Below are 21,825 nucleotides of genomic sequence, written 5' to 3'. Positions count from 1 at the left end.
TGCCGCCTAGGGAAACGGCGTGACCGACCTGCCGATCCACGCTGTCCTGCCCGACCTGCTGGCCGCCCTGCGCGCGCGACCGTCGGCCGTGCTGATCGCGCCGCCGGGGGCGGGCAAGACCACCTCGGTTGCCCCGGCGCTGCTGGCCGAACCGTGGTGCAAGGGGACGGTGATCCTGCTTTCGCCCCGCCGCGTCGCGGCGCGCGCGGCCGCCGAGCGCATGGCGGAACTGCTGGGTGAGCAGCCCGGCGAAACGGTGGGGTATCTGACCCGCCTGGACAGCAAACGCTCGGCCCGGACGCGCATCCTCGTGATGACCGAGGCGATCTTCGTTGCCACGATCCTCGGCGATCCCGATCTGACGGGCGTTTCCGCCGTCCTGTTCGACGAAGCGCACGAACGCCACCTCGACAGCGATCTGGGGCTGGCGCTGGCGATCGAATCGCAGGCGGTGCTGCGCGAGGACCTGCGCCTGATCGTCATGTCCGCTACGATCGATGGCGCGCGCTTCGCCGGCCTGCTGGGCGATGCGCCGGTGATCGAAAGCGAAGGGAAGGCGTTCCCGCTGGCTATCCGCTGGCTGGGCGCGCGGCCAGACCTGCGGCTGGAACAGGCCATGGCCTCCGCCATTGGCGAGGCGTGGCGTGCCGAGACGGGCGACATCCTGGCCTTTCTGCCTGGCGTGCGCGACATCGAACGGACCGCCGAACTGCTGGCTGACCGCTTGCCACAGGCGTTGGTGCTGCCGCTCCACGGTCAGGTGGAGCCGGCGGGGCAGCGCACAGCGATCCGGCGCGATGCCGGCGGCCGCCGCAGGATCGTGCTCGCCACCGCCATCGCCGAAACCAGCCTGACGCTGGACAGGGTTTCGGTGGTGGTCGATGCCGGCCTTTCGCGCCGGGCCGAGTTCGACAGGACCGCCGGCGTCACGCGGCTGGTCACTCACCGGGCTAGCCAGGCTGCCGCGGCGCAGCGTGCGGGCCGCGCGGCGCGGCAGGTGCCGGGCGTGGCCTATCGCCTGTGGGAAGAAGCCGCCCACGCCGGCCGTCAGGCCTTCGATCCGCCCGAAATCCTCACCTCCGATCTGGCGCCGCTGGCGCTGACGCTGGCGCAATGGGGCGCGGGTGATCCGGCCGGCATGGCATGGATCGATCCGCCGCCGGCGCCGGCGATGGCCGCCGCGCAGGCGCAGTTGCGGGCGCTTGGCGCGCTGGATGCGGAGAACCGGATCACCGCGCATGGCCGCGCGCTGGCGAAGCTGCCGATGGAGCCGGCGCTGGCCCATATGCTCGTCTTTGCCGCCAGGCGCGGCGCGGCGCGGGAGGCGGCGCGGCTGGCGCTGCTGCTGCAGGAACGCGGCCTTGGCGGAAAGGGCGAGGATCTGGCGCGACGGCTCGATCGCTGGAACGGCGAACGCGGCGGCCGGGCGGAGGCATCGCGCAAACTGGCGGCGCGTTGGGCGGAGATGGTGGAGCGCGTCTCTTCGTCCTCCGGCTCCGAATCTGCCGATGGACGCGGGCAAGCTCCGCCCCCGGGCGTGCTTCTCGCCGAAGCCTTCCCCGATCGCATCGCCCGCCGCCGGTCCGCCAGCGGAGAGGAATGGCTGTCCTCCGGCGGGCGCGGCTATCGGCTCGATCCCGCGTCGCCGCTCGCCACCGCCGAATGGCTGGTGATCGGCGATGCGCAGGGCGAAGCCAAAGGCGCGCGGATCATGGCCGCGCTGGCGTTGGACGAGGCAGACATCACCCGCTGGCTGCCGCACCGGCTGGAAACGCGCCACGCCCTGACGTGGAACGAGGCCGAGGCGCGGGTCGAGGCCCGGCTGGAGCGGCGGCTCGGCGCGATCGTGCTGGCGCGGGTGCCTGATCCTTCGCCCGATCCGGAATCGGTCTCGGCGCTTCTGCTCGATCAGGTACGGCGTTCGGGGCTTGCCTTGCTGCCGCTGGGGGGAGCGTCCAGGGCGCTGCTCGAACGCGCGCGGTACGCTGGGCTGGAAGTGCTATCGGAAGAAGCGCTGCTGGAGACGCTGGACGAGTGGCTCAGGCCGTTGCTCGCGGGAAGGCGCGACTTTGCCCTATCGGCGGGCAAGCTGCACGATGCCCTGCTGAACCGGCTGGACTGGAACGAGCGGCAGACACTCGACCGGCTGGCTCCGGCGGAGTATCGCTCGCCGGCGGGGACCGGCCATGCCATCGATTACGCGCACGAAGGCGGCCCGACCGTGGAACTGCGGGTCCAGGCTTTGTTCGGGCTGGATCGGCATCCCGTGATCGGGCAGCCGGCAAGGCCGCTGCTGCTAAGCCTGACATCGCCGGCCGGCCGGCCGATCCAGACGACCGCCGATCTGCCCGCGTTCTGGCGGGGAAGCTGGCGCGACGTGGTGAAGGACATGAAGGGCCGTTATCCCCGGCACCGCTGGCCGGACGAGCCGTGGGCCGAAGACCCGAGCCTCAAGACCAAGAACGCGTTCGAGGCTTCGCGGCGATCCTGATGATGGCCCGATCCTGCGTTCGCAGCCACCTTTGACGGGGTGCACGGAAAGTCTCTCTTGATTCCGGCAACGATTCGACCGAAAGCGCGGGCCATGCCTGCACGCATCTATCAGCGCCCGAAAAACGCCATGCAGTCCGGCAAGGCCCGGACCGCCGACTGGCTTCTCGAATTCGAACCGGCCGAAGCCAAGCGCCCCGATCCGCTGATGGGCTGGGCCGGCTCGGGCGATACGCAGCAGCAGGTCGTGCTGCGCTTCGGTTCGGAAGCGGAAGCGAAGGCCTATGCCGATCGCTATGGTATCGACGCGCACGTCACGCCCACCCCGCCGCGCAAGCTCAAGCTGCAGAGCTACGCCGACAATTTCCGCTGATCCGCCCCGTCCCGCCGCAAGGCTGGACAAACGGCCGCCTTGTCTCCATATGCCCCACCGGGAGTCGGGTGGACGTTAGCGTTCGCCAACCTGGTCAGGTCCGGAAGGAAGCAGCCACAACGGATAGCGGCGGGTCGCCCGGCTCCTTCAATCTCGACATTTTAGTCTCCGGACATTGCCGCTTTCAGGCGCGAGCGCGCTTCGTTGCGCGATCCCGTGGCGGGAATCACGCCAGCCACCTTGCCCAGCCCGAACGGCGGCATGTTGGCATAGACCGTTTCATGGCCGCCTGCCGGAACGACGTAGGTTTCATGGAAAATGCCCACCGTGCCATCGGCGCCGACGGCCTTGTTGAAGGCGGTCCAGGCCGGCCAGTGCTTCCGGTCCCGATCGCGCGCATAGGCTTCCAGGCTGTCGAAATCGCGCCAGTACTGCAGCAGCATGACCGTGCGCGGACCGCGCAGCAGGTATTCCGTCCCCAGGAAGCCGCTGTCCGGATTCGCGGACAGTTCCGCGATCATCGGCCCCATCGCGCGGATGACGGGCAACCATTTCCCCAAGCGCCAGAAGCGGTTGATACGCATGCCGATGGCGAAAACGACCAGCGGGCCAGCGTGGTTGGCGGTGAAGCGACCGGGTTGAATGGCGTTCATGCGCAATTGGTTTCATGGTGAAACTTACGTGTCAATTCGCTGCATTCTGATGTGGTGCAAATCGACATTCCGCGCGGCAGCGCCTACCTAGGATCATCATGGTCGATTCCACCGACATCTTCGGCAACGATACGCCGTCCGAACGCGATCCCGATATGCCGGAGGATGCGCTCGGCCTGGGGCTGGACATGCCGCCGCAGCCGAAGCCCGCGCCGCCTTCGACAACGGGCGGCGATGTGCAGCCCTATCGCGTGCTGGCGCGCAAGTACCGGTCGCAGACGTTCGCCGAACTGATCGGGCAGGACGCGATGGTGCAGACGCTGGCCAACGCGATCAAGCGCGGCCGGCTGGCCCACGCCTTCCTGATGACGGGCGTGCGCGGGGTGGGCAAGACGTCCACCGCGCGCCTTATCGCCAAGGCGCTCAACTGCATCGGGCCGGACGGGCAGGGGGGGCCGACGATCGACCCCTGCGGCCAGTGCGAGCCTTGCGTGGCCATCGCCGAAGGGCGGCACATCGACGTGATCGAGATGGACGCCGCCAGCCATACCGGCGTGGACGACGTGCGCGAGATCATCGAGGCGGTGCGCTATGCCGCCGTTTCGGCTCGGTACAAGATCTATATCATCGACGAAGTCCACATGCTCTCGCGCAACGCGTTCAACGCGCTGCTCAAGACGCTGGAGGAACCGCCGGCGCATGTGAAGTTCCTGTTCGCCACGACCGAGGTGGACAAGCTGCCGGTCACCGTGCTGTCGCGCTGCCAGCGGTTCGATCTCAAGCGCATCCCGGCGCCGCTGCTGGCCAGCCATTTTGCGATGATCTGCGGCAAGGAAGGTGTCGAGGCCGAGGACGAGGCGCTGGCGATGATCGCCACGGCGGCCGAGGGTTCGGTGCGCGACGGGTTGTCGATTCTCGATCAGGCGATCAGCCATGCCGATCTGGCGGGCGGTGGCGCGGGTGGCGGCGAGGCTACCCTCGTTACCGCCGAACAGGTTCGCGAGATGCTGGGCCTGGCCGACAAGACTATGCAGCGGCGGCTGTTCGCCGCCGTGCTGGGGGGCGATGGCGGCGCGCTGCTGGAGGAAGTGGCGCAGCAATATGCGCTGGGCATCGAGCCGATCGCGATGATGCGCGCGCAGATGGACATCGTCCACAAGGTTACGGTGGCGCAGATCGGCGGTTCGGGGGCCGATACCCGTTCGCCCGAGGAGCGCGCCGCGATCGAGGGCTGGGCCAGGGATCTGGCGGCGGGCCAACTCCATCGACTGTGGCAACTGCTGCTCAAGGGCTACGAGGAAGTGAAGACCGCGCCGGACCCGCTGGTCGCGGCGCAGATGGCGCTGCTGCGCGTGCTCCACGCGGCCGATATGCCGGACCCCGGATCGCTGGTGAAGAAGCTGGAGGACATCGCCTCTCGCCCGGTGGTGATGGCGGCTGCTCCGGCAGGCGAAGGCGGCGGCGCTGCCCCGGTCCTGCACGCTCCCGCGCCCATGCCCGTTGCGCTGGACTGGGCGGAACTGGTCGAGCAGGTGGAGCATCACGCGCCGCTGGTCGGATCGTCGATGCGGCTGTCCGTGCGGGTGATCGAATTGCGCGCGGGCTATCTGCGCTATCAGTTGGCGCCGGGCCTGCCGGGCGATCCTTCGGCCGACATCCGCAAGGCGCTGCAGCACGCGACCGGCGAGCCGTGGCAGGTGGAGCGCGACGACGCCGTTTCCAGCGGCGAGGCGCAGCCCAGCCTTGAGGAAACGAAAGCCGCCCGCCAGCAGCAGGCGCATCAGGCCATGCTGGAAGACCCGCTGGTCAAGGCCGCCTTCGCCGCGTTTCCCGACGCGAAGATCATCGATGAAGACAGCTCGAGAGAGCATCAGGCACGGCCTTGGGGCCAGAGTCGGAGCAGACACGCATGAAGTCCATGGAAGAAATGATTCAGGCTGCACAGCAGGCGGCGCAGACCATCCAGAAGCAGATGGAAGATGCGCAGTCCAAGCTGGACGCGATCGAGGTGGAAGGCGCGGCCGGTGGCGGGCTGGTCAGGATCAAGGCGTCCGCGAAGGGCCGCGTGATCGGCGTATCGCTGGACGAAAGCCTGCTTGCCCCGTCGGAGAAGGGCATTCTCGAAGACCTGATCGCCGCCGCATTCAACGATGCGCGCGGCAAGGCGGATGCCGCCGCGGCGGAGGAAATGCAGAAAGTGCAGATGGCAGCGGGAATCCCCCCCGGCTTCAAGCTGCCGTTCTGATTTCGCGCGCCAACCCGTTGGCGCGGGCCGAACATGGAAAAGCCTCCCGATGCGCTGCGTCGGGAGGCTTTTCTGTATTTACCGTGGCGGAGTGGTGCGGCCGGTGCGCGGGGGGCAGACGGGAAATATCCGCCGGGAATGGTCGGGTGCCCGCGAACGTGCTTGGTCATCGGCAACGATCGCGGCATCATGGCTTCACGAATCCATGGAGAGAATGCGTGTTTCTGGATCTGGAAGACTACTGGCCGCCGCAGGAGCCGATCAGGCCAGGGCCTGAGCGCCGGCCGACGCTGAGCAAGCGGCGCGAAAGGGTATTGCTGGGCGTGGTGGGGGTGAACCTGCTGTTCGTGCTGGCGGCGCCCATAGCCGGGGTGACATTCATCGATGTCGTGCTCGCGCTTTTGAAATGAAGGACGTGGGTGCCGGAACGCACGCGGCAAGGCACGAAAGCCCCGCGACATGCGGAGGCAGGGAGAGAACGGGATATGGCGCAGGCAGAGGCCCTCACGACGGCAGCATCGACGGCAGCATCGACGGCGGAACGGACCGCCGCGCTTTTTACCTTCGATGAATTCATCGCGTTTTGGGCCGAAGACAGGCCGGACCGCGTCGCGTTCGATGGCCCCGATGGTGTCATCACGTATCGCGATTTGGATGAGGTAACGCGCCGCATCGTCAGCGGCTTGCTCGAGATGGGGCTGGCACCGGGGGATCGCATCGCGTGGTTCGGCAAGAATAGCGCGCTGTACTTTTCGCTGTTTTTCGCGGTGGCGCGGGCGGGCATCGTGATGGTCCCGGTCGGCTGGCGGCTCGCCGCGCCGGAGGCGGCGTGGATCGTGCAAAACGCGCAGGCGAAGGCCGTATTTCTGGGCGACGGCTTCGAGGCCATGTGCGACACGTTCGCGGCTCTCGATGGCGTCGCGCGGTGCGTTACCGCCGGCGAAGCGCGCGCATGGATCGCCGCGGCGGAACCCCGTCCCTTCCAGCCGGCCGGGCTGCACGATGCCGTGCTGCAGCTCTACACCTCGGGCACGACGGGCAATCCCAAGGGCGCGGTGCTGTCCAACCACAACCTGTTCGGCTTGCGCAAGCAGTCGCGCGGACAGGAACTGCCGCACAACGTGCTGGGCGAAGACGAGGCCATTCTCGTCGCGATGCCCTGCGCGCACATCGGCGGGACCGGCCTTGGCGTCATGGCGCTGGCGGCTGGCCTGCCCGCGATCATCCTTGCGGAATTCGAGCCGCGCGCGGTGTTCGACGCGGTGGAACACAAGGGCGTGACGCGCTTCTTCATCGTGCCCGCCGCCTTGCAGATGCTGCTCAACCATCCCGATTGCGCCAGCGTGGACTACAGCCGGCTGCGCTACATCATCTATGGCGCCTCGCCGATCCCGCTGGAGCTTCTGCGCCAGTGCATCGCGATGTTCGATGCGCAATTCATCCAGGCCTATGGCATGACCGAAACCACGGGCACGATCTGCATGCTGCCGCCGGAGGATCATTCGGTGGAAGGCAACCAGCGGATGCGCTCGGCGGGCAAGCCGCTGCCGGGCGTGGAAGTGCGCGTGGTCGATGGCGAAGGCCGGGAGGTGCCGCAGGGTAGCATCGGCGAAATCCAGACCCGCTCGTCGAACAACATGCTGGGCTACTGGAACCTGCCCGACGCCACGCGCTCGGCGGTCAGCGAGGATGGCTGGATCGCGACGGGGGACGCCGGCTACATCGATGCCGACGGCTATGTCTATATGCACGATCGCATCAAGGACATGATCATCTCGGGCGGCGAGAACGTCTATCCGGCGCAGGTCGAAAGTGCGATCTACGGGCATCCCGATGTGCTGGAAGTCGCCGTGATCGGCGTGCCCGACGAAACCTGGGGCGAGGCGGTAAAGGCGGTCTGCGCGCCCAAGCCGGGCCATGTGATCGATCCCGCCAGCGTGATCGCGTGGGCGCGCGAACGGCTCGCCGGCTTCAAGGTGCCCAAAAGCGTCGACGTGATCGAGGCGCTGCCGCGCAACCCATCGGGCAAGATCCTGCGCCGCCAGTTGCGCGAACCCTATTGGCAGGGGCGGGAACGGCAGGTGAACTGACGACGCTTGCCGGGCGCCTTTCGACGCCCGGCAAGGCCCCCTCCAGCCCTCAGGCGTATTCCCACATCGGGTTGCCGCGCTGGCCCGCCCGGCGGTTGGGCGGCATGCCGAGCTTGCGCAGCGTTTCGTCGACCGACTGGTACCAGCTGCCGATCTGGTAGATCCGCTTGGCGTCCGGCCCACTGGCCACATCGCGCCCGATTTCCTCGGAAATGCGCACCATCTGTTCGATCTGCTGCACCGACGTCATCCGTTCGCCCTTGCGGCGCCAGATGTTGTCCTCGATCCCCACGCGGACATGGAGGCCCAGCGCGATCGCGATCGTGTTGAACGGGATCACGTTGCGCATGATCGATTCGATCGTCAGCACCGCGCCATCGGGCACGCGGCGGGCGAATTCGATCAGGTCGGCCGGGTGCGTGCCCGATGCGCCGCCGCCAATGGCCACGTAGTTCAGGATCAGCGGCCCCATGTATTCGCCCTTGCGGATCAGCCGTTCCACGGTTTCGAACTGGGCGATGTGCGCCAGCATGAAGTGCGGCTGGATTTGCGCGTCGCGCAGGCGGCGGAGATGCTCGAGATAGAACTTCGGCCCGGATTCGAGGTACATATCGCGATAGGCGAGGGCATAGGCCGGGTTTTCCAGGATGGTGCCGTCGGCATCGCCGTCCATCATCAGTTCGGTTATGTTCATCTGGTTGGTGTTTATCGCGATCGTCACCTGATCCGGCTTGGGCGAGAGGTCCGCGAGCATGTGACGCGTGTCGTCGCTCAGCCACTTGGCTTCGGCGCCTTCGCCTTCGGGCGCGAAGGAGATCGATCCGCCGACCTGGATCAGCATGTCGGGGCAGGCGGTGCGGATGCGGTCGACCATCTCGTTGAACATCGAGACGCGCTTCGATCCCTGGCCGTCCGCCTCGCGGCAATGGAGGTGCAGCACCGAGGCGCCGGCGTTGTAACAGTCCACCGCCTTCTGCACCTGTTCCTGCATCGATACCGGGATGTCTTCGGGGAAATCGCCCGGCATCCACTGGGGGCCATAGGGCGCGACCTGGATAACCAGCTTTTCCTGGTTCTCGGGAAGCAGGCTGTCGTCGAGAAAATGCATGTCGGACCTCCTTATGCTGCGGCAGTCGCGGGTTCTGCCGCGAGGCTGCGCGCCTTCATTTCTTCGGCAAGCATCGGTGCGCCCAGCGCCACCGAATGAATGCCCAGCACGGCCACGCATTGCAGCACGGCCATGATTTCCGCCGGCGTGGCGCCCAGATCGAGCGCCTTGGCGATGTGGCGGCGGACGCCCGGCGCGTACATGTGCGTGCACGAGGCATCTACCGCGATGGCGATCAGTTCGTAGGTCTTGGGATCGAGCACGCCCTTGGCGATCGGGTGCGTGCCCATCGCCATGAAGCGCTCCATCCACTCTGCATCGATGGCGGCGGCTTCGTCCCAGGCGGTGTTCCATTGACCCTGCGCGCGCATGGCGTCGCAAACCGGTGTCTGGCTCATCCTTCTCCCCTTCGTCGTCTTGGGCTGGAATAGGCGGGGAGGGGTGTTCAATCTTTGCAATTTGCGCTATTAAATTACGAATATGAGCCAGATTGCCCGCCTGACCGTTCGCGCAGCCGCCGTTACCGGCATGACCGCGCTCTGCCGCAGCTATGGCGTGGACGCGGGGCGCGTGTTGCGCGCGGCGGGCTTGCCGGCGGACATTGAGGCTCAGCCGGACCGGCGGGTGCCGGTAACGGCCGTGAACGAAGCGCTGGAGCGGGCAGCCGCGGCATGCGGGCGCGATGATTTCGGGCTGCGCCTTTCCGAACTGAGGGGGTTTTCCAATCTCGGCCCGATCGGCCTGATCGCGCGCGATGAACCCAGCGTGGGATCGGCGATGGCCGCAATCGAGGCCTATTTGCCCCTGCATAACGATGCCTTGGCGGTAACCCGCGAACACTTCGGCGACGTCGTTGTCCTGCGCTCCGTCATCCTCGTGCCCGGCCCGAAGGTGCAGGCGCGCGATATTGCCGTCGCGATGCAGCACCGCATTCTCAAGCAGCTTGCCGGGCCGGCTTGGGAGGCGGAAGAGGTATGCCTGACCCGTTCACCGCCCGCGGATATGTCCCGCTTCCGGCGGGTGCTGGGGCCGCATATCCGCTTCAATGCCGAGTTCGACGGCATCGTCGTCCGGTCTGATCTGCTGGAGCGGCCCAATCCCATGGCGGAGGAAGGCCTGCGCTCCTACGCCAGCCGGCTGTTGCGGATCGGCGATCCGGGACAACCCGAAGCGATGGCCGACCGGGTCCGTCGTGTCCTGTCCCTGCTTCTTTCGAGCGGCCGTTGCACGGCGGAGCACGTTGCCGCGCAACTGGGTGTGTCGCGCCGGACGCTGACGCGCGCGCTGGAGGCGGAAGGAACCCGTTTCCTTGCGCTGCTGGACGAAGCGCGGATCGACGTGGCGCGGAGGCAGCTGGAGGCGCGGGCGCGAAGCCTTGCCGAGATCGCCGACCTGCTGGGCTTTTCCAGCGCATCGGCGTTCAGCACCTGGTTCCGGCATCATCATGGGATCACGCCGCGCGATTGGCGCAGCCGGGCATGAAGGATTGCGCCAATGCGGCTTGAGTTTTGCCGTCGCGATCCCTAGCCCGATCCGGCAACGGGACAAGGAAGGCGGGGCGTGGAGGCAGGCAAGCAGCACAGAGCGCTCGAAGGTGTCCGGGTGCTCGATCTTTCCCGCGTGCTGGCGGGTCCGTGGTCGACGCAGATTCTCGCGGATCTGGGCGCGGACGTGCTCAAAGTGGAACTGCCGGGAAAGGGAGACGATACCCGCGCCTGGGGGCCTCCGTTCCTGAAACTGCCGGATGGTTCCGACGATCCCCGTGAAAGCGCCTATTACCTCTGCGCCAACCGCAACAAGCGTTCGGCCGCGATCAACCTGGCCCATCCCGATGGCGCGGCGCTGATCCGACGGCTGGCCGAGCGGGCGGACATTCTGGTGGAGAACTTCAAGGTCGGTGGCCTGGCCAAGTATGGCCTCGATTATGAGAGCATGCGCACGATTAATCCCCGCCTCGTCTATTGCTCGATCACGGGCTTCGGCCAGACCGGTCCTTACGCCGATCGGCCCGGTTATGATTTCGTGGCGCAGGGCATGGGCGGTTTCATGTCGATCACCGGGGAGGAGCACGGCGGACCGCTGCGGGCCGGCGTGGCCATGGCTGATATTTCCACGGGCATGTATGCCACCGTTTCCATGCTGGCCGCGCTGCGCCACGCCGAACGGACGGGCGAGGGTCAGCATATCGACATCTCGCTGCTCGATACGCAGATCGCCACGCTGGCCAACCAGGCGTCGAACTGGCTTGTCGGCGGCGTCAATCCCGGAAGGATGGGCAACCGCCACCCCACGGTCGTGCCTTACAAGACCTTCCGCGTGAAGGACGGCGAAATCATCATCGCGGTGGGCAACGACGGCCAGTTCCGCAGTTTCTGCGTGGAGATGGGGCGGCCCGAACTGGCCGACGATCCCCGCTTCGTCACCGGTTCGCAGCGGTTGATCAACCGCGACGCGATCGAGGGCATCTTCCAGGATATCGTCGCCGATCTGGAAGGCGGCCCGCTGGTGGAACGCCTGGTCGCGATCAATGTGCCAGCGGGGCCGGTGAACACCATCCGCGATATTTTCGCCGATCCGTTCGTCGCCGCGCGGGAGACGGTGCACCGGTTCGTTCGCGAGGATGGCGTCGAAATTCCCGCCGTGGCCTTTCCGGCCAAGCTGTCCGCCACGCCCGCCGACTACCGCCATCGTCCGCCGTGCATCGGTGAAAACACGCGTGAACTGCTGCACGAATGGTTGGTGCTCGATGATGCGGAACTGGCCGCGCTCGAAACCAGCGGCGCGGTGGCGCAGCGCTGATCCGATCGTTGCCGCGTCCGCGCAAAGGGCGGGCGGTAAGCATTTGATGATGAAAATGTGCCAATAGCGGACCATGACGGATTCGCATGGCGGATGGGGGATTTGGCTGCGGCGCGCCATGCTGGCGCTGGCCGCGCTGTTCGCCATTGGCCCCGGGTACGCCGCGCAGGCCGCGCACTGGCCATTGCCGCACTCGCTTTGCCACGCCACCAGCGCGACGGTGCAACCGCCCCGTGCCGCGCCGCGTTCGCCCTATTCCTGCAACGGTACGCCAACCGGCTATCAACGCGGAACGCTGTGGCTCCGGGTCGATCTGGACACGATTCCGGTCCCGCGAAACGATCTGGTTCTCAGCATCCACAACACCCGGTTCGACGCCTTGTCGGTGGGCTTTGTCTATGCCGATGGCGTAACCGCATGGCAGGGCGTGCGCGGCGGTGATTTCGGCACGCACTGGCGCCCCGGCGCGCAGATCGCGTTCGCGGCGCCCGATCGCGAAGTGCCGTTGCGCTCGATCGTGCTGCAGTTCGACCGCCTGACCAGCTACGATCTGCTGCGAATGCGGCTGGCGACGCAAGGCGATGGTGCGCTGGAAGTGGTGGCGCTGGCCGCCTGTGTGGGCGCCGCGCTGATGCTGCTGTTCATCGCAGCCCTTTACAACATCTCGCTGTCGTTCGCGGTGCGCCGGCAGTTTCCGGCGTGGCAGGCGGCGTGGGCGGGTTGCATGGTGATCTGGGGGGCCGTCTGGTCGCAGCTCAACCTGTTCGTGCTGCCCGGCATGGCCGGCAGCTTTTCGGCCCAGCTGTGCACGGGGCTGTCGTGCCTTGCGGTGATGCTGGCGACCTTCGGGGCGATCACGGCGCTCGATCGGCGCGAGCTTCCCGTTGCCCTGCGCATCGCGACGCTGGCGCTGGGCATCGGCATCGGTGCGCTGGGTGTGCCCTTGAGCTTCATGCGCACGGGGCCGCTGGAATTCTGGGCCTCCGTGCTCGGCATGATGGTGCTGGCGGATCTGACGGCGATCACCCTGAGCCTGACCATCGCCTGGCGGCGCGGCAACGCGCTGGCGCGCGATTTCGCCGCTGCCTGGGCGGTGCCGATGATCACGCTGGGGGTGACGCAGTTCCTGCCGACGGATCGCCTGTTCTGGGGCGGGGGTTCGCAGATGCTGGTCCTGCTCGCGGCGACCTGGCAGACGATTTGGGTTTCCGTTTCGGCGACGCGCCGTCTGCGCCGTCTGCGCGTGGAGCGCGATCACGCCTTGCGGGCCGAAGCGATCGCGCACGATCTGGCGCGGCGCGATCCCCTGACCGGGCTGCGCAACCGGCGCGGCTTTACCGAGGCGGTCGAACCCATGATTGCGTGCGCGGTTGCGGGTGAAAGTCCGTTCGCGCTGCTGTTGATCGACGTTGATCGCTTCAAGGTGGTCAACGATACCCATGGCCACGATGCCGGCGATCAGGTGCTGTGCATCATCGCGCGGGAACTGGAACGGTGGGAGGGGGCGCTGTGCCTGCCCGCGCGTTTCGGCGGCGAGGAATTCGCCATGGCGCTGAGCGGGCTGCACACTTTCGCGGCCACGCAGTTCGCGGAACGCCTGCGCGAAGACATCGCCGCGGCCGATTATGCCGCGGTCATCGGCGGGGGGGATATCACCGTCAGCATCGGCATCGCCACCGCGACAGAGGACGCGGATTTCCAGAGTCTGTACCGGCAGGCAGACCGATCGCTGTACGAGGCCAAGCGGCGGGGGCGCGATTGCGTGGTTGCCAGCGATCCTCAGCCGGACGGTGATCTTGCGGTGGGCATGGTTGCCTGAAGCCCAGCGGGGCTGTGGCTCAGTTCCCTGCGTCGATCAGTGCCTGGATCTGCTTGTAGAAGGCTTCGCGCGCCGCCGGCTCCGGCCCCTTGCTCGCGCGCGTCCAGTCCGCGTTTGACGCGATCACCAGCTTTCGCTTCGGATCGATGAAAATGCCCTGTCCGAAAATGCCCTGCGCGGCGAACGAGCCATCGTCGTAGGTCCACCACTGGAAGCCATAGCCCTTGCCCTGGCGGCCGATGTCCTTCTGCCTGGTTGTGGCCTGCGCGAACCAGTCGGTGGGCACGATCTGCCGGTCGCCGGCCTTGCCGTTCGCCAGCACGAACAGCCCGAACCGCGCGAAATCGCGCGTGGCGGCCTGCAGGCAGCAGCCGGCGATTTCATGGCCGGTCTTGTCCTTGAGCCATGTTGCCTTGGCTTCCATGCCGGCGGGCTGCCAGACCTTTTCCTGCAGGTACTGCGCCAGCGGCTTCTTCACCGCCGACGAAACCAGCACGCCGATCAGGTTCGTCTCGCCGGTATTGTAGTGCCACACTTCTCCCGGCGGGTGCGCGCGGGGAAGCTTGCGCATGTAGCTGACGGTGGCGTCGACGCCGGCATCGGGCTTCGTGGTGTTGAAGCGCGCGACATCCGAATTGGGGTCCTCATAGTCCTCGTTCCAGCGCACGCCCGAACTCATCGTCAGCAACTGGCGGATGCTGACGTCGTCATAGGCGGAGCCGCGCAGATCGGGAATGTACTGGCTGACCTTGTCGTCCAGGCTTCGGATCGCGCCGTCCTGAATCGCCGCGCCGACCAGCGTCGAGGTGAACGATTTCGCGACCGAGAAACTGGTCCATCGTCCTTGGGCGTCGAAATCCAGTCCATAGCGCTCGAACCGGACCTTGCCATCCTGCAGGATCACGATCCCCGCTGCACGCTGCCTGGCGAGATAGGCGTCGATGCCCGGAATCGTCAGCGGCTTGCCCGCGGGCAGCGCCAGCGGGTGCGGGGATGGCGCGATCTCGCTGGCCTGCGCAAGCAATGGCAGGCGGTCCATCGCGCGGAACGCGGCATCGCGCTGGCTTTCCGACCACATCAGCACATCGGCATTGGTCGGCATCGCGGCAAGGATGCCACGCGTTTCCTTGTCGAGGCTGGCGTACCAGCCGCCGCCCGCCGTCAGTGCCACGATCGCAATGCCCAGCGCGATGGTTCTCTTGCGCATGCCTTCATCCTCCCGTTCGTTGCCCGGCCGCTGCGTCCGGGCCGATGCGATTATGGGGAGCAGCATAGCCGTTCAGGCGCGCGGGGAAAGAGGGTGATCCGCCCGCCCCGCTGTCAGGCCGGGATCGGGCCAGCCGCGTTGGAGTGCTGGACACGCTCCACGAAATTGCGGGCGGTGGGCGATAGCTGGACATGGTGTACCAGCCAGAGCCGGGTCTCCAGCGGCGGGGAAAACCGGCGATAGACCAGATTGTCCACGTGCAGCCGGACGAGCGATTCGGCGAGGATCGTCGCGCCGAAGCCGGCCGCGACGAGACCGAGCAGGGTAGCCAGCCCGTTCGCTTCGTGCGCCACCCTCGGCTGGACGGCGGCCTGTTCGCACATCCAGAAGAAATGTTCGTTGAACCCCGCTCCGGCCGCCGCGCTGTACAGAACCAGCGGCTCATCCCGCAGGTCGGCGATGGTGGGATCGAGATCCCGTTTCGCCAGCGGGTGATCCTCGCGTAGGGCCAGGACCATGCTTTCCTCGATCAGGCAGGTCGCAGTCAGATCGGATGACAGCAACGGCTTGCCGAACCCCCGGATGATCGCCACCTCGATCTCGTTGTGGGCCAGCGCGTCGAGCTGTTCGTCGCGGCCCAGTTCTTCCAGCTTCAGCTCCACTTCGGGGTGCGCCTGCCGGAAGTTGTAAAGCGCTTGCGAGATTTTCGGCACGAACGGCGCGGACGCGGTAAACCCAAGCGCCAGACGGCCGATTTCCCCCCGTTGAGCGCGGCGGGCGGTGTGCGCGGCGTATTCCGCCTGCGCCAGGGCCTGCCTTGCTTCCGGCGCGAAAAGCTCGCCTGCGCGGGTAAGTCGCACGCGGCGGCTTGTCCGGTCGAACAGCCGCACGCCCAGTTCGTCCTCCAGCGCGCGGATCTGCTGGCTCAGGGGAGGCTGCGAAATGCCCAGCCGCGCGGCGGCGCGGCCGAAATGCATTTCATCGGCCACGCACAGAAAATAGCGAAGGTGCCGCAGATCCATCAGTTTAGGTTGTCCAGCATATCAATCATGCCGTATTATATATTAGACGCAACATGACTCAAAGCGCATGGAGCGTCACCACCGCCGCCACGTCTCAGTTGGCGGTCGCATACTGTCGCGCAAGCCTTGGGGTCGGGCTTCCAGCGCAAGCAGTAATCAGGTGAATCCGGGGTGAGGAAGCGTGAACGGACTTTTCCGCGATGTGCGGAGAAGGCGTGGAGTCGTGAATGTTCAATATCGTCAAGATCGCGTTGCACCGTCCCCTGACCTTCATCGTTATGGCGATCCTCATCGCCATCGGCGGTGTGCTGGCGGCGCTGCGCACTCCGGTCGATATTTTTCCGGACATCCGCATCCCGGTCATCGCCGTGGCGTGGCAATATTCGGGCCTGCCACCCGACGATATGGCGGCGCGCATCATCACGCCTTACGAACGCACGCTGACAACCACCGTCAACGATATCGAGCACATCGAAAGCCAGTCCTTCCAGGGCATTGGCATCGTGAAGATCTATTTCCAGCCGGGGGCGGACATCCGCACGGCGACCGCGCAGGTCACTTCGATCTCGCAATCGGTGCTCAAGCAGATGCCGCCGGGGATCACCCCGCCGCTGATCCTGAACTACAACGCCTCCACCGTGCCGATCATCCAGCTTGCCATGTCGGGCAAGGGCCTGTCGGAACAGCAGTTATTCGATCTGGGCCAGAACCAGATCCGCCCGCAGCTGGTGACCGTGCCCGGCCTTGCCATGCCCTATCCTTCGGGCGGCAAGCAGCGGCAGATCCAGATCGATCTCAATCCGCTCGCGCTCCAGTCCAAGGGGCTGTCCGCGCAGGATGTGGGCAACGCGATCGCGGCGCAGAACCAGATCAACCCGGCCGGCTTCGTCAAGATCGGGCCGACGCAATACAGCGTGCGCCTGAACAACGCGCCGGATTCCGTCGCGGCGCTGAACGACCTGCCGGTCAAGGTCGTCAACGGGGCCACGATCACCATGCGCGACGTGGCCTTCGTGCGCGACGGCAGCGCGCCGCAGCAGAACGTGGTGCATGTCGATGGGCGCCGGTCGGTGCTGCTCACCGTGCTCAAGAACGGCGCAACCTCGACGCTGGCCATCATCGATGGCGTGAAGACCACCTTGCCCAAGATTGCCGCCGGTCTGCCCGATGCCTTGCGCATCGTGCCGGTGGGCGACCAATCGCTGTTCGTGAAGGCGGCGGTCAGCGGGGTGATTCGCGAAGGCGCCATCGCGGCGGCGCTGACCTCGCTGATGATCCTGCTGTTCCTTGGCTCGTGGCGCTCCACTGTCATCATCGCGTTGTCGATCCCGCTGGCCATCCTTGCCGCGGTCGCGGCGCTGGCGGCATTTGGTCAGACGATGAACGTGATGACGCTGGGCGGGCTGGCGCTCGCGGTCGGCATCCTCGTCGACGATGCGACGGTGACGATCGAGAACATCAACTGGCACCTGGAACAGGGCAAGGGCGTGATGGAGGCGATCCTCGACGGCGCCGCCCAGATCGTGACGCCGGCGTTCGTTTCGCTGCTGTGCATCTGCATCGTGTTCGTGCCGATGTTCTTCCTGCCGGGCGTGGCGGGCTTCCTGTTCGTGCCCATGGCCTTGTCGGTGGTCTTCGCGATGATCGCCTCGTTCATCCTCTCGCGCACGCTGGTGCCGACGATGGCCATGTACCTGCTGAAGCCGCATCAGCCGGAGGGCGAGAACCACCACCTTGCCGGCGCGCCGCGATCGCGCAATCCGCTGGTCCGCTTCCAGCGCGGGTTCGAACGGCGCTTCGAGAAAATCCGCGATAGCTATATCGGGCTGCTGAATCGCGCGCTGGAGGTCCGCAGGCCCTTCATCATCGGCTTTCTCGCGGTGGTGGTGATGTCGTTCGGCCTGTTGCCGTTCCTGGGCAGCAATTTCTTCCCCAGCGTCGATTCCGGCCAGATCGCGATGCATGTCCGCGTGCCGGTGGGCGCGCGGATCGAGGATACGGCGGCGCGCTTCGATCGGATCGGAACCGCGATCCGCCAGATCATCCCGGCGGAGCAGCTAGGATCGCTGACGGACAACATCGGCCTGCCGGTCAGCTCGATCAACACCGTGTACAACAACAGCGGCACGATCGGTCCGCAGGACGGGGACATCCTGATCGCGCTGAAGGAAGGGCACGAACCGACCGACCGCGTGGTGTCGCGTTTGCGCTCCGAACTGGCGCGCCGCTTTCCGGGCACGACGTTCTCGTTCCTGCCGGCCGACATCACCAGCCAGATCCTGAACTTCGGCGCGCCGGCCCCGATCGATGTGCAGATCACGGGCAGGGACGTGCAGGCGTCGCGGGCCTATGCCCAGAAGCTGCTGGCGCGGATGAAGCTGATCCCCGGCCTGGCCGACGCGCGCATCCAGCAACCGGCCAATGCGCCGCAGCTCAACGTGGACGTCAGCCGCGCCCGTATCGGGCAATATGGCCTGACCGAGCGCGACGTGACCAACAGCCTTGCCGCTTCGCTGGCCGGAACCTCGCAGACCGCACCGGTGTTCTTCGTGAATCCCGAAAACGGCGTGCAATATCCGGTCGTGGCGCAGGCGCCGGAATACCTGCTGGATTCCGTCAGCGCGCTTTCGAATGTGCCGGTCTCCGGGGCGGCCGGCAGCGCGATCCAGCCACTCGGGGGCCTGGCCGGTGTTTCGCGCGGGACTACGGTTCCCGTCATCTCGCACTACAATATTCAGCCCACGCTCGACATCTACGGCACGACCGAAGGGCGCGATCTGGGGGCGGTTTCGGGCGATATCCAGGCGGCGATCAAGGCGCTGGAGAAGGAGCAGCCCAAGGGCGTGAACGTGACGATCCGTGGCCAGTTCGCCACGATGAACACGGCGTTCTCGGGCCTTGGCTTCGGCCTGATCGGCGCGGTGGTGCTGATCTACCTGCTGATCGTCGTGAACTTCCAGAGCTGGATCGATCCCTTCGTCATCATCACCGCGCTGCCGGCGGCGCTGGCCGGGATCGTGTGGATGCTGTTTGGCACCGGCACCACCTTGTCCGTGCCGGCCCTGACCGGCGCGATCATGTGCATGGGCGTCGCCACCGCCAACTCGATCCTTGTCGTGAGCTTCGCGCGGGAAAAGCTGGCGGAATTCGGTGACGCCAGGCGGGCCGCGCTGAAAGCCGGTCTCGTCCGCTTCCGCCCGGTGCTGATGACGGCGCTGGCCATGATCATCGGCATGGCGCCGATGGCGCTGGGGCTGGGCGAGGGCGGCGAACAGAACGCCCCGCTCGGCCGCGCCGTGATCGGCGGCCTGGTCTGTGCCACCATCGCCACGCTGTTCTTCGTTCCCGTTGTTTTCAGCTTCGCCCACCGCAAGCGGAAGGTCGAAGCCACGTCCCCGGAGCTGCAACCCAGCCATGCATGACACCACTTCGCATACCGAACAGGAAACCCTGCCTCCGATCTCCACCGGCCCGGACAGCCGCGCGTTGAAGCGCGCCGGGATCGGTGCGGCGGTGGTGGCGCTGGCCGTCGTGGCCGTGGGCGTGGGCGTGCGCATCTATGCCACGGGCGCGCTGCGCCAGACCGCGGCTGAGGCGGCGATCCCCACCGTCAGCGTGGTCATGCCCAAGGCCGATGCCGATGGCGCGCCGCTGGTGCTGCCGGGCAACGTGCAGGCCTTCAACAGCGCGGCGATCTATGCGCGGACCAACGGCTATGTGCGGCAATGGCTGGCTGACATCGGCGACCGCGTGCGCGCGGGGCAGGTGCTGGCCGTGCTCGATGCGCCGGAAGTCGATCAGCAGTTCGCCGCCGCGCGCGCCGATTACCAGACGGCGCTGGCCAACCAGCGGCTGGCCGCCACCACGTCCGCGCGCTGGCACGCGATGCTGGCGCAGGATGCCGTTTCGCGGCAGTCGGCTGACGAGAAGGCGGGCGATCTGGCCGCGCGCACGGCGGTGTCGAACGCGGCCTTGGCCAATGTGAAGCGCTTGCAGGCGCTGCAGGGCTTCACCCGGCTTTCGGCGCCGTTCGCCGGCACCGTCACCAGCCGTTCGGCGCAGATCGGCGCGCTGGTGGTGGCGGGCAACGCCTCCTCGCAGCCGTTGTTCACGGTGTCGGACACGCACCGGATGCGCATCTATGTGAAAGTGCCGCAGAACTATTCCGCCGATGTCGCGCCCGGCATGGCGGCGGATCTGAGCCTGCCGGAATACCCCGGCCGCACGTTCCACGCGGTGCTGACGCGCAGCGCCGGCGCGGTGGACGCGCAGTCCGGCTCCGTGCTGGTCGAACTGCAGGCTGACAATCCCGATGGCGCGCTGAAGCCCGGCGCGTTCGCGCAAGTGAGCTTCAAGATCGGCGGCGGAGGCGGCAACGCGGTGTCCGTGCCGGGCAGCGCGATCCTCTACAGCAACAAGGGGCCAAGCGTGGTCGTGGTCGGGCAGGACAGCCGCGTGACCGTCCGTCCGGTGACGATCGCGCGCGACGAAGGCGCCACGGTGCTGCTCTCGTCCGGCGTCGCGCGGGGGGAACGTATTGTCGATACCCCGCCCGACGCGATCCAGACCGGCGACCGTGTGCACGTGCAGGCTTCGGAAAGCGGAAAGGCCGGCAAGTAATGCGCGCGGGCAAGGTGGTTTCCGCCGCGCTGATGCCGGCGTTGCTGGCGGGATGTTCGATGACGCCCGCCTACCATCCGCCCAGCGTGGCGGTGCCGGAGGCCTTCAAGGAAGTGAAGGGGTGGGCGGCGGCGACGCCGATGGATGGTGCGGCGCGCGGGACATGGTGGAAGGGTTTCAACGACCCGGTGCTCGACGATCTGGAAGACCGCGCCGAAAAGGCCAGCCCGACCCTCGCCGCCGCGCTCGCCCGCTACGAACAGGCGCAGGCCGTGGTCAAAGGCGAGCGGGCCTCGCTGGTGCCTGAAATCGACGCCAGCGGCAGCTTCGCGCGGACTCGCGTGTCTGCCGACCGTCCGCTGTCCAATGGCAGCGCGCAAACCTACAACAACGCCATCATCGGCGGCGGGTTGAGCTACGAAGTCGACCTGTGGGGGCGTATCCGCGCCTCGGTTTCCGCCGCGCGCGCGGAAGCGCAGGCGAGCGACGAGGACGTGATCTCGGCCCGGCTCAGCCTCCAGACCTCGGTAGCGGACGCTTATGCCCGGTTACGCGGGCTGGATGCGGAAGCCGAACTGCTGCGACAGACGGTGGCGGCGTTCGAGCGGGCCTATGACCTGACGCGGACGCGGCATGATGGCGGCATTGCCTCGGGCATCGACGTCAGCCGTGCGCTGACGGTGCTGGGCAATGCGCGCGCGCAGGTGGCGGCCGTGGCCAGCCAGCGGGCGGCGACCGAGCACGAGATCGCCGCACTGGTGGGGGCGGTCGCCTCGGACTTTTCCATTGCGCCACGCGCGCAGCCCTTGCTGCCGCTGGCGCTGGCAACCGGGGTTCCCTCCGAACTGCTCCAGCGCCGGCCCGACATCGCGGCGGCCGAGCGGCGCATGGCTGCCGCCAATGCGCGGATCGGCGTGGCGCGGGCCGCGTTCTTCCCCACAGTCACGCTTGGCCTTTCCGGCGGTTTCCAGACCACGGACGGTTCGTTGCTGATCGCGCCCAACACGTTCTGGGGGCTGGGGCCGATCTCGGCGGCGCTGGCGGTGTTCGATGGCGGGCGCCGCGCGGCCAAGGTGCGGCTGACCCGGGCGCAGTATACCGAACAGGCCGAAAAGTACCGCCAGACCGTGCTCATGGCGTTTCGCCAGACCGAGGACGCGCTTGCGGCCGGGCGGCTGCTCGGCCAGCAGGTGGTGGACCAGAAGACGGCGGCCGATGCGGCGGTGCGCAGCAGCACGCTGGCGCTGGCGAGCTACCGGGATGGCGGTGCGGACTATCTGGAAGTGGTGACGGCGCAGACGCAGGCGCTGGATGCCCAGCGTGCGCTGCTCAACGTGGAAACGCAGCAGATGCGCGCCAGCGTCGCGCTCGTGAACGCGCTCGGCGGCGCGTATTGATG

Annotated in this window: 17 protein-coding genes and 1 other RNA gene; 13 read left to right on the top strand and 5 right to left on the bottom strand. The window is 67.0% G+C overall.

Going from position 1 to position 21,825, the window contains the following annotated elements:
• Positions 1-19 precede the first annotated feature (19 nt).
• The 3 genes from hrpB to ffs all read left to right on the top strand — a co-directional run bounded on the left by hrpB (position 20) and on the right by ffs (position 3,015).
• Complete coding sequence (gene hrpB / locus FA702_RS04335) at positions 20-2,491, top strand: ATP-dependent helicase HrpB (RefSeq protein WP_136955187.1); 2,472 nt, start codon at positions 20-22, stop codon at positions 2,489-2,491.
• Between the two features lie 93 nt (positions 2,492-2,584).
• Positions 2,585-2,863: an ETC complex I subunit gene (locus tag FA702_RS04330; protein WP_136955186.1), complete on the top strand. Its 279-nt coding sequence runs from the start codon at positions 2,585-2,587 to the stop codon at positions 2,861-2,863.
• A gap of 57 nt (positions 2,864-2,920) precedes the next feature.
• An RNA gene (gene ffs, locus FA702_RS04325) (signal recognition particle sRNA small type) lies at positions 2,921-3,015 on the top strand.
• 9 nt (positions 3,016-3,024) lie between these two features.
• Here the strand turns inward: ffs and FA702_RS04320 are convergent.
• Positions 3,025-3,516: a DUF4188 domain-containing protein gene (locus FA702_RS04320; RefSeq protein WP_136955185.1), complete on the bottom strand. Its 492-nt coding sequence runs from the start codon at positions 3,514-3,516 to the stop codon at positions 3,025-3,027.
• Between the two features lie 155 nt (positions 3,517-3,671).
• Here FA702_RS04320 and FA702_RS04315 point away from each other — a divergent pair, with 155 nt between their 5' ends.
• The 4 genes from FA702_RS04315 to FA702_RS04300 all read left to right on the top strand — a co-directional run bounded on the left by FA702_RS04315 (position 3,672) and on the right by FA702_RS04300 (position 7,851).
• Complete coding sequence (locus FA702_RS04315) at positions 3,672-5,429, top strand: DNA polymerase III subunit gamma/tau (protein ID WP_370385510.1); 1,758 nt, start codon at positions 3,672-3,674, stop codon at positions 5,427-5,429.
• Entirely contained in the window at positions 5,426-5,761 is a 336-nt protein-coding gene (locus tag FA702_RS04310) for a YbaB/EbfC family nucleoid-associated protein (RefSeq protein WP_124808760.1), read from the top strand. The genes FA702_RS04315 and FA702_RS04310 overlap by 4 nt, the downstream gene beginning before the upstream one ends.
• Positions 5,762-5,979: 218 nt before the next feature.
• Positions 5,980-6,171, top strand: a complete 192-nt coding sequence (locus FA702_RS04305) for a hypothetical protein (protein WP_136955184.1) — start codon at positions 5,980-5,982, stop codon at positions 6,169-6,171.
• 75 nt (positions 6,172-6,246) lie between these two features.
• On the top strand, positions 6,247-7,851 hold the full coding sequence (locus FA702_RS04300; RefSeq protein WP_136955183.1) for a fatty acid--CoA ligase: 1,605 nt from the start codon (positions 6,247-6,249) through the stop codon (positions 7,849-7,851).
• Positions 7,852-7,900: 49 nt separating this feature from the next.
• Here the strand turns inward: FA702_RS04300 and FA702_RS04295 are convergent, their stop codons facing one another.
• Both FA702_RS04295 and FA702_RS04290 read right to left on the bottom strand, forming a co-directional pair.
• The gene (locus FA702_RS04295; protein WP_136955182.1) at positions 7,901-8,959 is read right to left on the bottom strand and encodes a 3-keto-5-aminohexanoate cleavage protein; all 1,059 of its coding nucleotides are present in this window, start codon (positions 8,957-8,959) and stop codon (positions 7,901-7,903) included.
• A gap of 11 nt (positions 8,960-8,970) precedes the next feature.
• Complete coding sequence (locus FA702_RS04290) at positions 8,971-9,357, bottom strand: carboxymuconolactone decarboxylase family protein (RefSeq protein ID WP_210417584.1); 387 nt, start codon at positions 9,355-9,357, stop codon at positions 8,971-8,973.
• 82 nt (positions 9,358-9,439) lie between these two features.
• Here FA702_RS04290 and FA702_RS04285 point away from each other — a divergent pair, with 82 nt between their 5' ends.
• From FA702_RS04285 to FA702_RS04275, 3 genes are all read left to right on the top strand, one after another.
• Positions 9,440-10,441 carry an AraC family transcriptional regulator gene (locus tag FA702_RS04285; protein WP_136955181.1) on the top strand — a complete coding sequence of 334 codons (1,002 nt, stop codon included), beginning with the start codon at positions 9,440-9,442 and terminating at the stop codon, positions 10,439-10,441.
• 78 nt (positions 10,442-10,519) lie between these two features.
• Positions 10,520-11,758, top strand: coding sequence for a CaiB/BaiF CoA-transferase family protein (locus tag FA702_RS04280; protein WP_136955180.1), 1,239 nt, complete (start codon positions 10,520-10,522; stop codon positions 11,756-11,758).
• A gap of 73 nt (positions 11,759-11,831) precedes the next feature.
• The gene (locus FA702_RS04275; protein WP_136955179.1) at positions 11,832-13,577 is read left to right on the top strand and encodes a diguanylate cyclase; all 1,746 of its coding nucleotides are present in this window, start codon (positions 11,832-11,834) and stop codon (positions 13,575-13,577) included.
• A gap of 19 nt (positions 13,578-13,596) precedes the next feature.
• Here the strand turns inward: FA702_RS04275 and FA702_RS04270 are convergent, their stop codons facing one another.
• Together FA702_RS04270 and FA702_RS04265 are read right to left on the bottom strand one after the other, a co-directional pair.
• On the bottom strand, positions 13,597-14,784 hold the full coding sequence (locus tag FA702_RS04270; protein ID WP_136955178.1) for a serine hydrolase: 1,188 nt from the start codon (positions 14,782-14,784) through the stop codon (positions 13,597-13,599).
• A 113-nt stretch (positions 14,785-14,897) separates the two neighbouring features.
• Positions 14,898-15,806, bottom strand: coding sequence for a LysR family transcriptional regulator (locus FA702_RS04265; RefSeq protein WP_136955177.1), 909 nt, complete (start codon positions 15,804-15,806; stop codon positions 14,898-14,900).
• Between the two features lie 227 nt (positions 15,807-16,033).
• Between FA702_RS04265 and FA702_RS04260 the strand changes: the two genes are divergently transcribed.
• Genes FA702_RS04260 through FA702_RS04250 form a run of 3 tightly spaced genes read left to right on the top strand, consistent with a single transcriptional unit; the run spans position 16,034 to position 21,823 of the window.
• Complete coding sequence (locus tag FA702_RS04260) at positions 16,034-19,228, top strand: efflux RND transporter permease subunit (protein ID WP_136955176.1); 3,195 nt, start codon at positions 16,034-16,036, stop codon at positions 19,226-19,228.
• Entirely contained in the window at positions 19,221-20,426 is a 1,206-nt protein-coding gene (locus tag FA702_RS04255) for an efflux RND transporter periplasmic adaptor subunit (RefSeq protein WP_136955175.1), read from the top strand. Before FA702_RS04260 ends, FA702_RS04255 begins: the two co-directional genes overlap by 8 nt.
• Positions 20,426-21,823: an efflux transporter outer membrane subunit gene (locus tag FA702_RS04250; protein WP_136955174.1), complete on the top strand. Its 1,398-nt coding sequence runs from the start codon at positions 20,426-20,428 to the stop codon at positions 21,821-21,823. The genes FA702_RS04255 and FA702_RS04250 overlap by 1 nt, the downstream gene beginning before the upstream one ends.
• The last annotated feature ends 2 nt before the right edge of the window (positions 21,824-21,825 follow it).

The sequence above is a fragment of the Novosphingobium sp. EMRT-2 genome, assembly GCF_005145025.1.
Taxonomy (GTDB): Bacteria; Pseudomonadota; Alphaproteobacteria; order Sphingomonadales; family Sphingomonadaceae; genus Novosphingobium.
Note: the sequence above shows the minus strand (reverse complement) of the source record. Positions and strands in the feature narration are given on the sequence as shown.

What these genes read in the sequence shown, in the direction of transcription:
- FA702_RS04330 (WP_136955186.1), top strand. Translation starts at nt 2,585, where the DNA reads ATGCCTGCACGCATCTATCAGCGCCCGAAAAACGCCATGCAGTCCGGC.
- FA702_RS04320 (WP_136955185.1), bottom strand. Translation starts at nt 3,516, where the DNA reads ATGAACGCCATTCAACCCGGTCGCTTCACCGCCAACCACGCTGGCCCG.
- FA702_RS04315 (WP_370385510.1), top strand. Translation starts at nt 3,672, where the DNA reads ATGCCGGAGGATGCGCTCGGCCTGGGGCTGGACATGCCGCCGCAGCCG.
- FA702_RS04310 (WP_124808760.1), top strand. Translation starts at nt 5,426, where the DNA reads ATGAAGTCCATGGAAGAAATGATTCAGGCTGCACAGCAGGCGGCGCAG.
- FA702_RS04300 (WP_136955183.1), top strand. Translation starts at nt 6,247, where the DNA reads ATGGCGCAGGCAGAGGCCCTCACGACGGCAGCATCGACGGCAGCATCG.
- FA702_RS04295 (WP_136955182.1), bottom strand. Translation starts at nt 8,959, where the DNA reads ATGCATTTTCTCGACGACAGCCTGCTTCCCGAGAACCAGGAAAAGCTG.
- FA702_RS04290 (WP_210417584.1), bottom strand. Translation starts at nt 9,357, where the DNA reads ATGAGCCAGACACCGGTTTGCGACGCCATGCGCGCGCAGGGTCAATGG.
- FA702_RS04285 (WP_136955181.1), top strand. Translation starts at nt 9,440, where the DNA reads ATGAGCCAGATTGCCCGCCTGACCGTTCGCGCAGCCGCCGTTACCGGC.
- FA702_RS04275 (WP_136955179.1), top strand. Translation starts at nt 11,832, where the DNA reads ATGACGGATTCGCATGGCGGATGGGGGATTTGGCTGCGGCGCGCCATG.
- FA702_RS04270 (WP_136955178.1), bottom strand. Translation starts at nt 14,784, where the DNA reads ATGCGCAAGAGAACCATCGCGCTGGGCATTGCGATCGTGGCACTGACG.
- FA702_RS04265 (WP_136955177.1), bottom strand. Translation starts at nt 15,806, where the DNA reads ATGGATCTGCGGCACCTTCGCTATTTTCTGTGCGTGGCCGATGAAATG.
- FA702_RS04260 (WP_136955176.1), top strand. Translation starts at nt 16,034, where the DNA reads ATGTTCAATATCGTCAAGATCGCGTTGCACCGTCCCCTGACCTTCATC.
- FA702_RS04255 (WP_136955175.1), top strand. Translation starts at nt 19,221, where the DNA reads ATGCATGACACCACTTCGCATACCGAACAGGAAACCCTGCCTCCGATC.
- FA702_RS04250 (WP_136955174.1), top strand. Translation starts at nt 20,426, where the DNA reads ATGCGCGCGGGCAAGGTGGTTTCCGCCGCGCTGATGCCGGCGTTGCTG.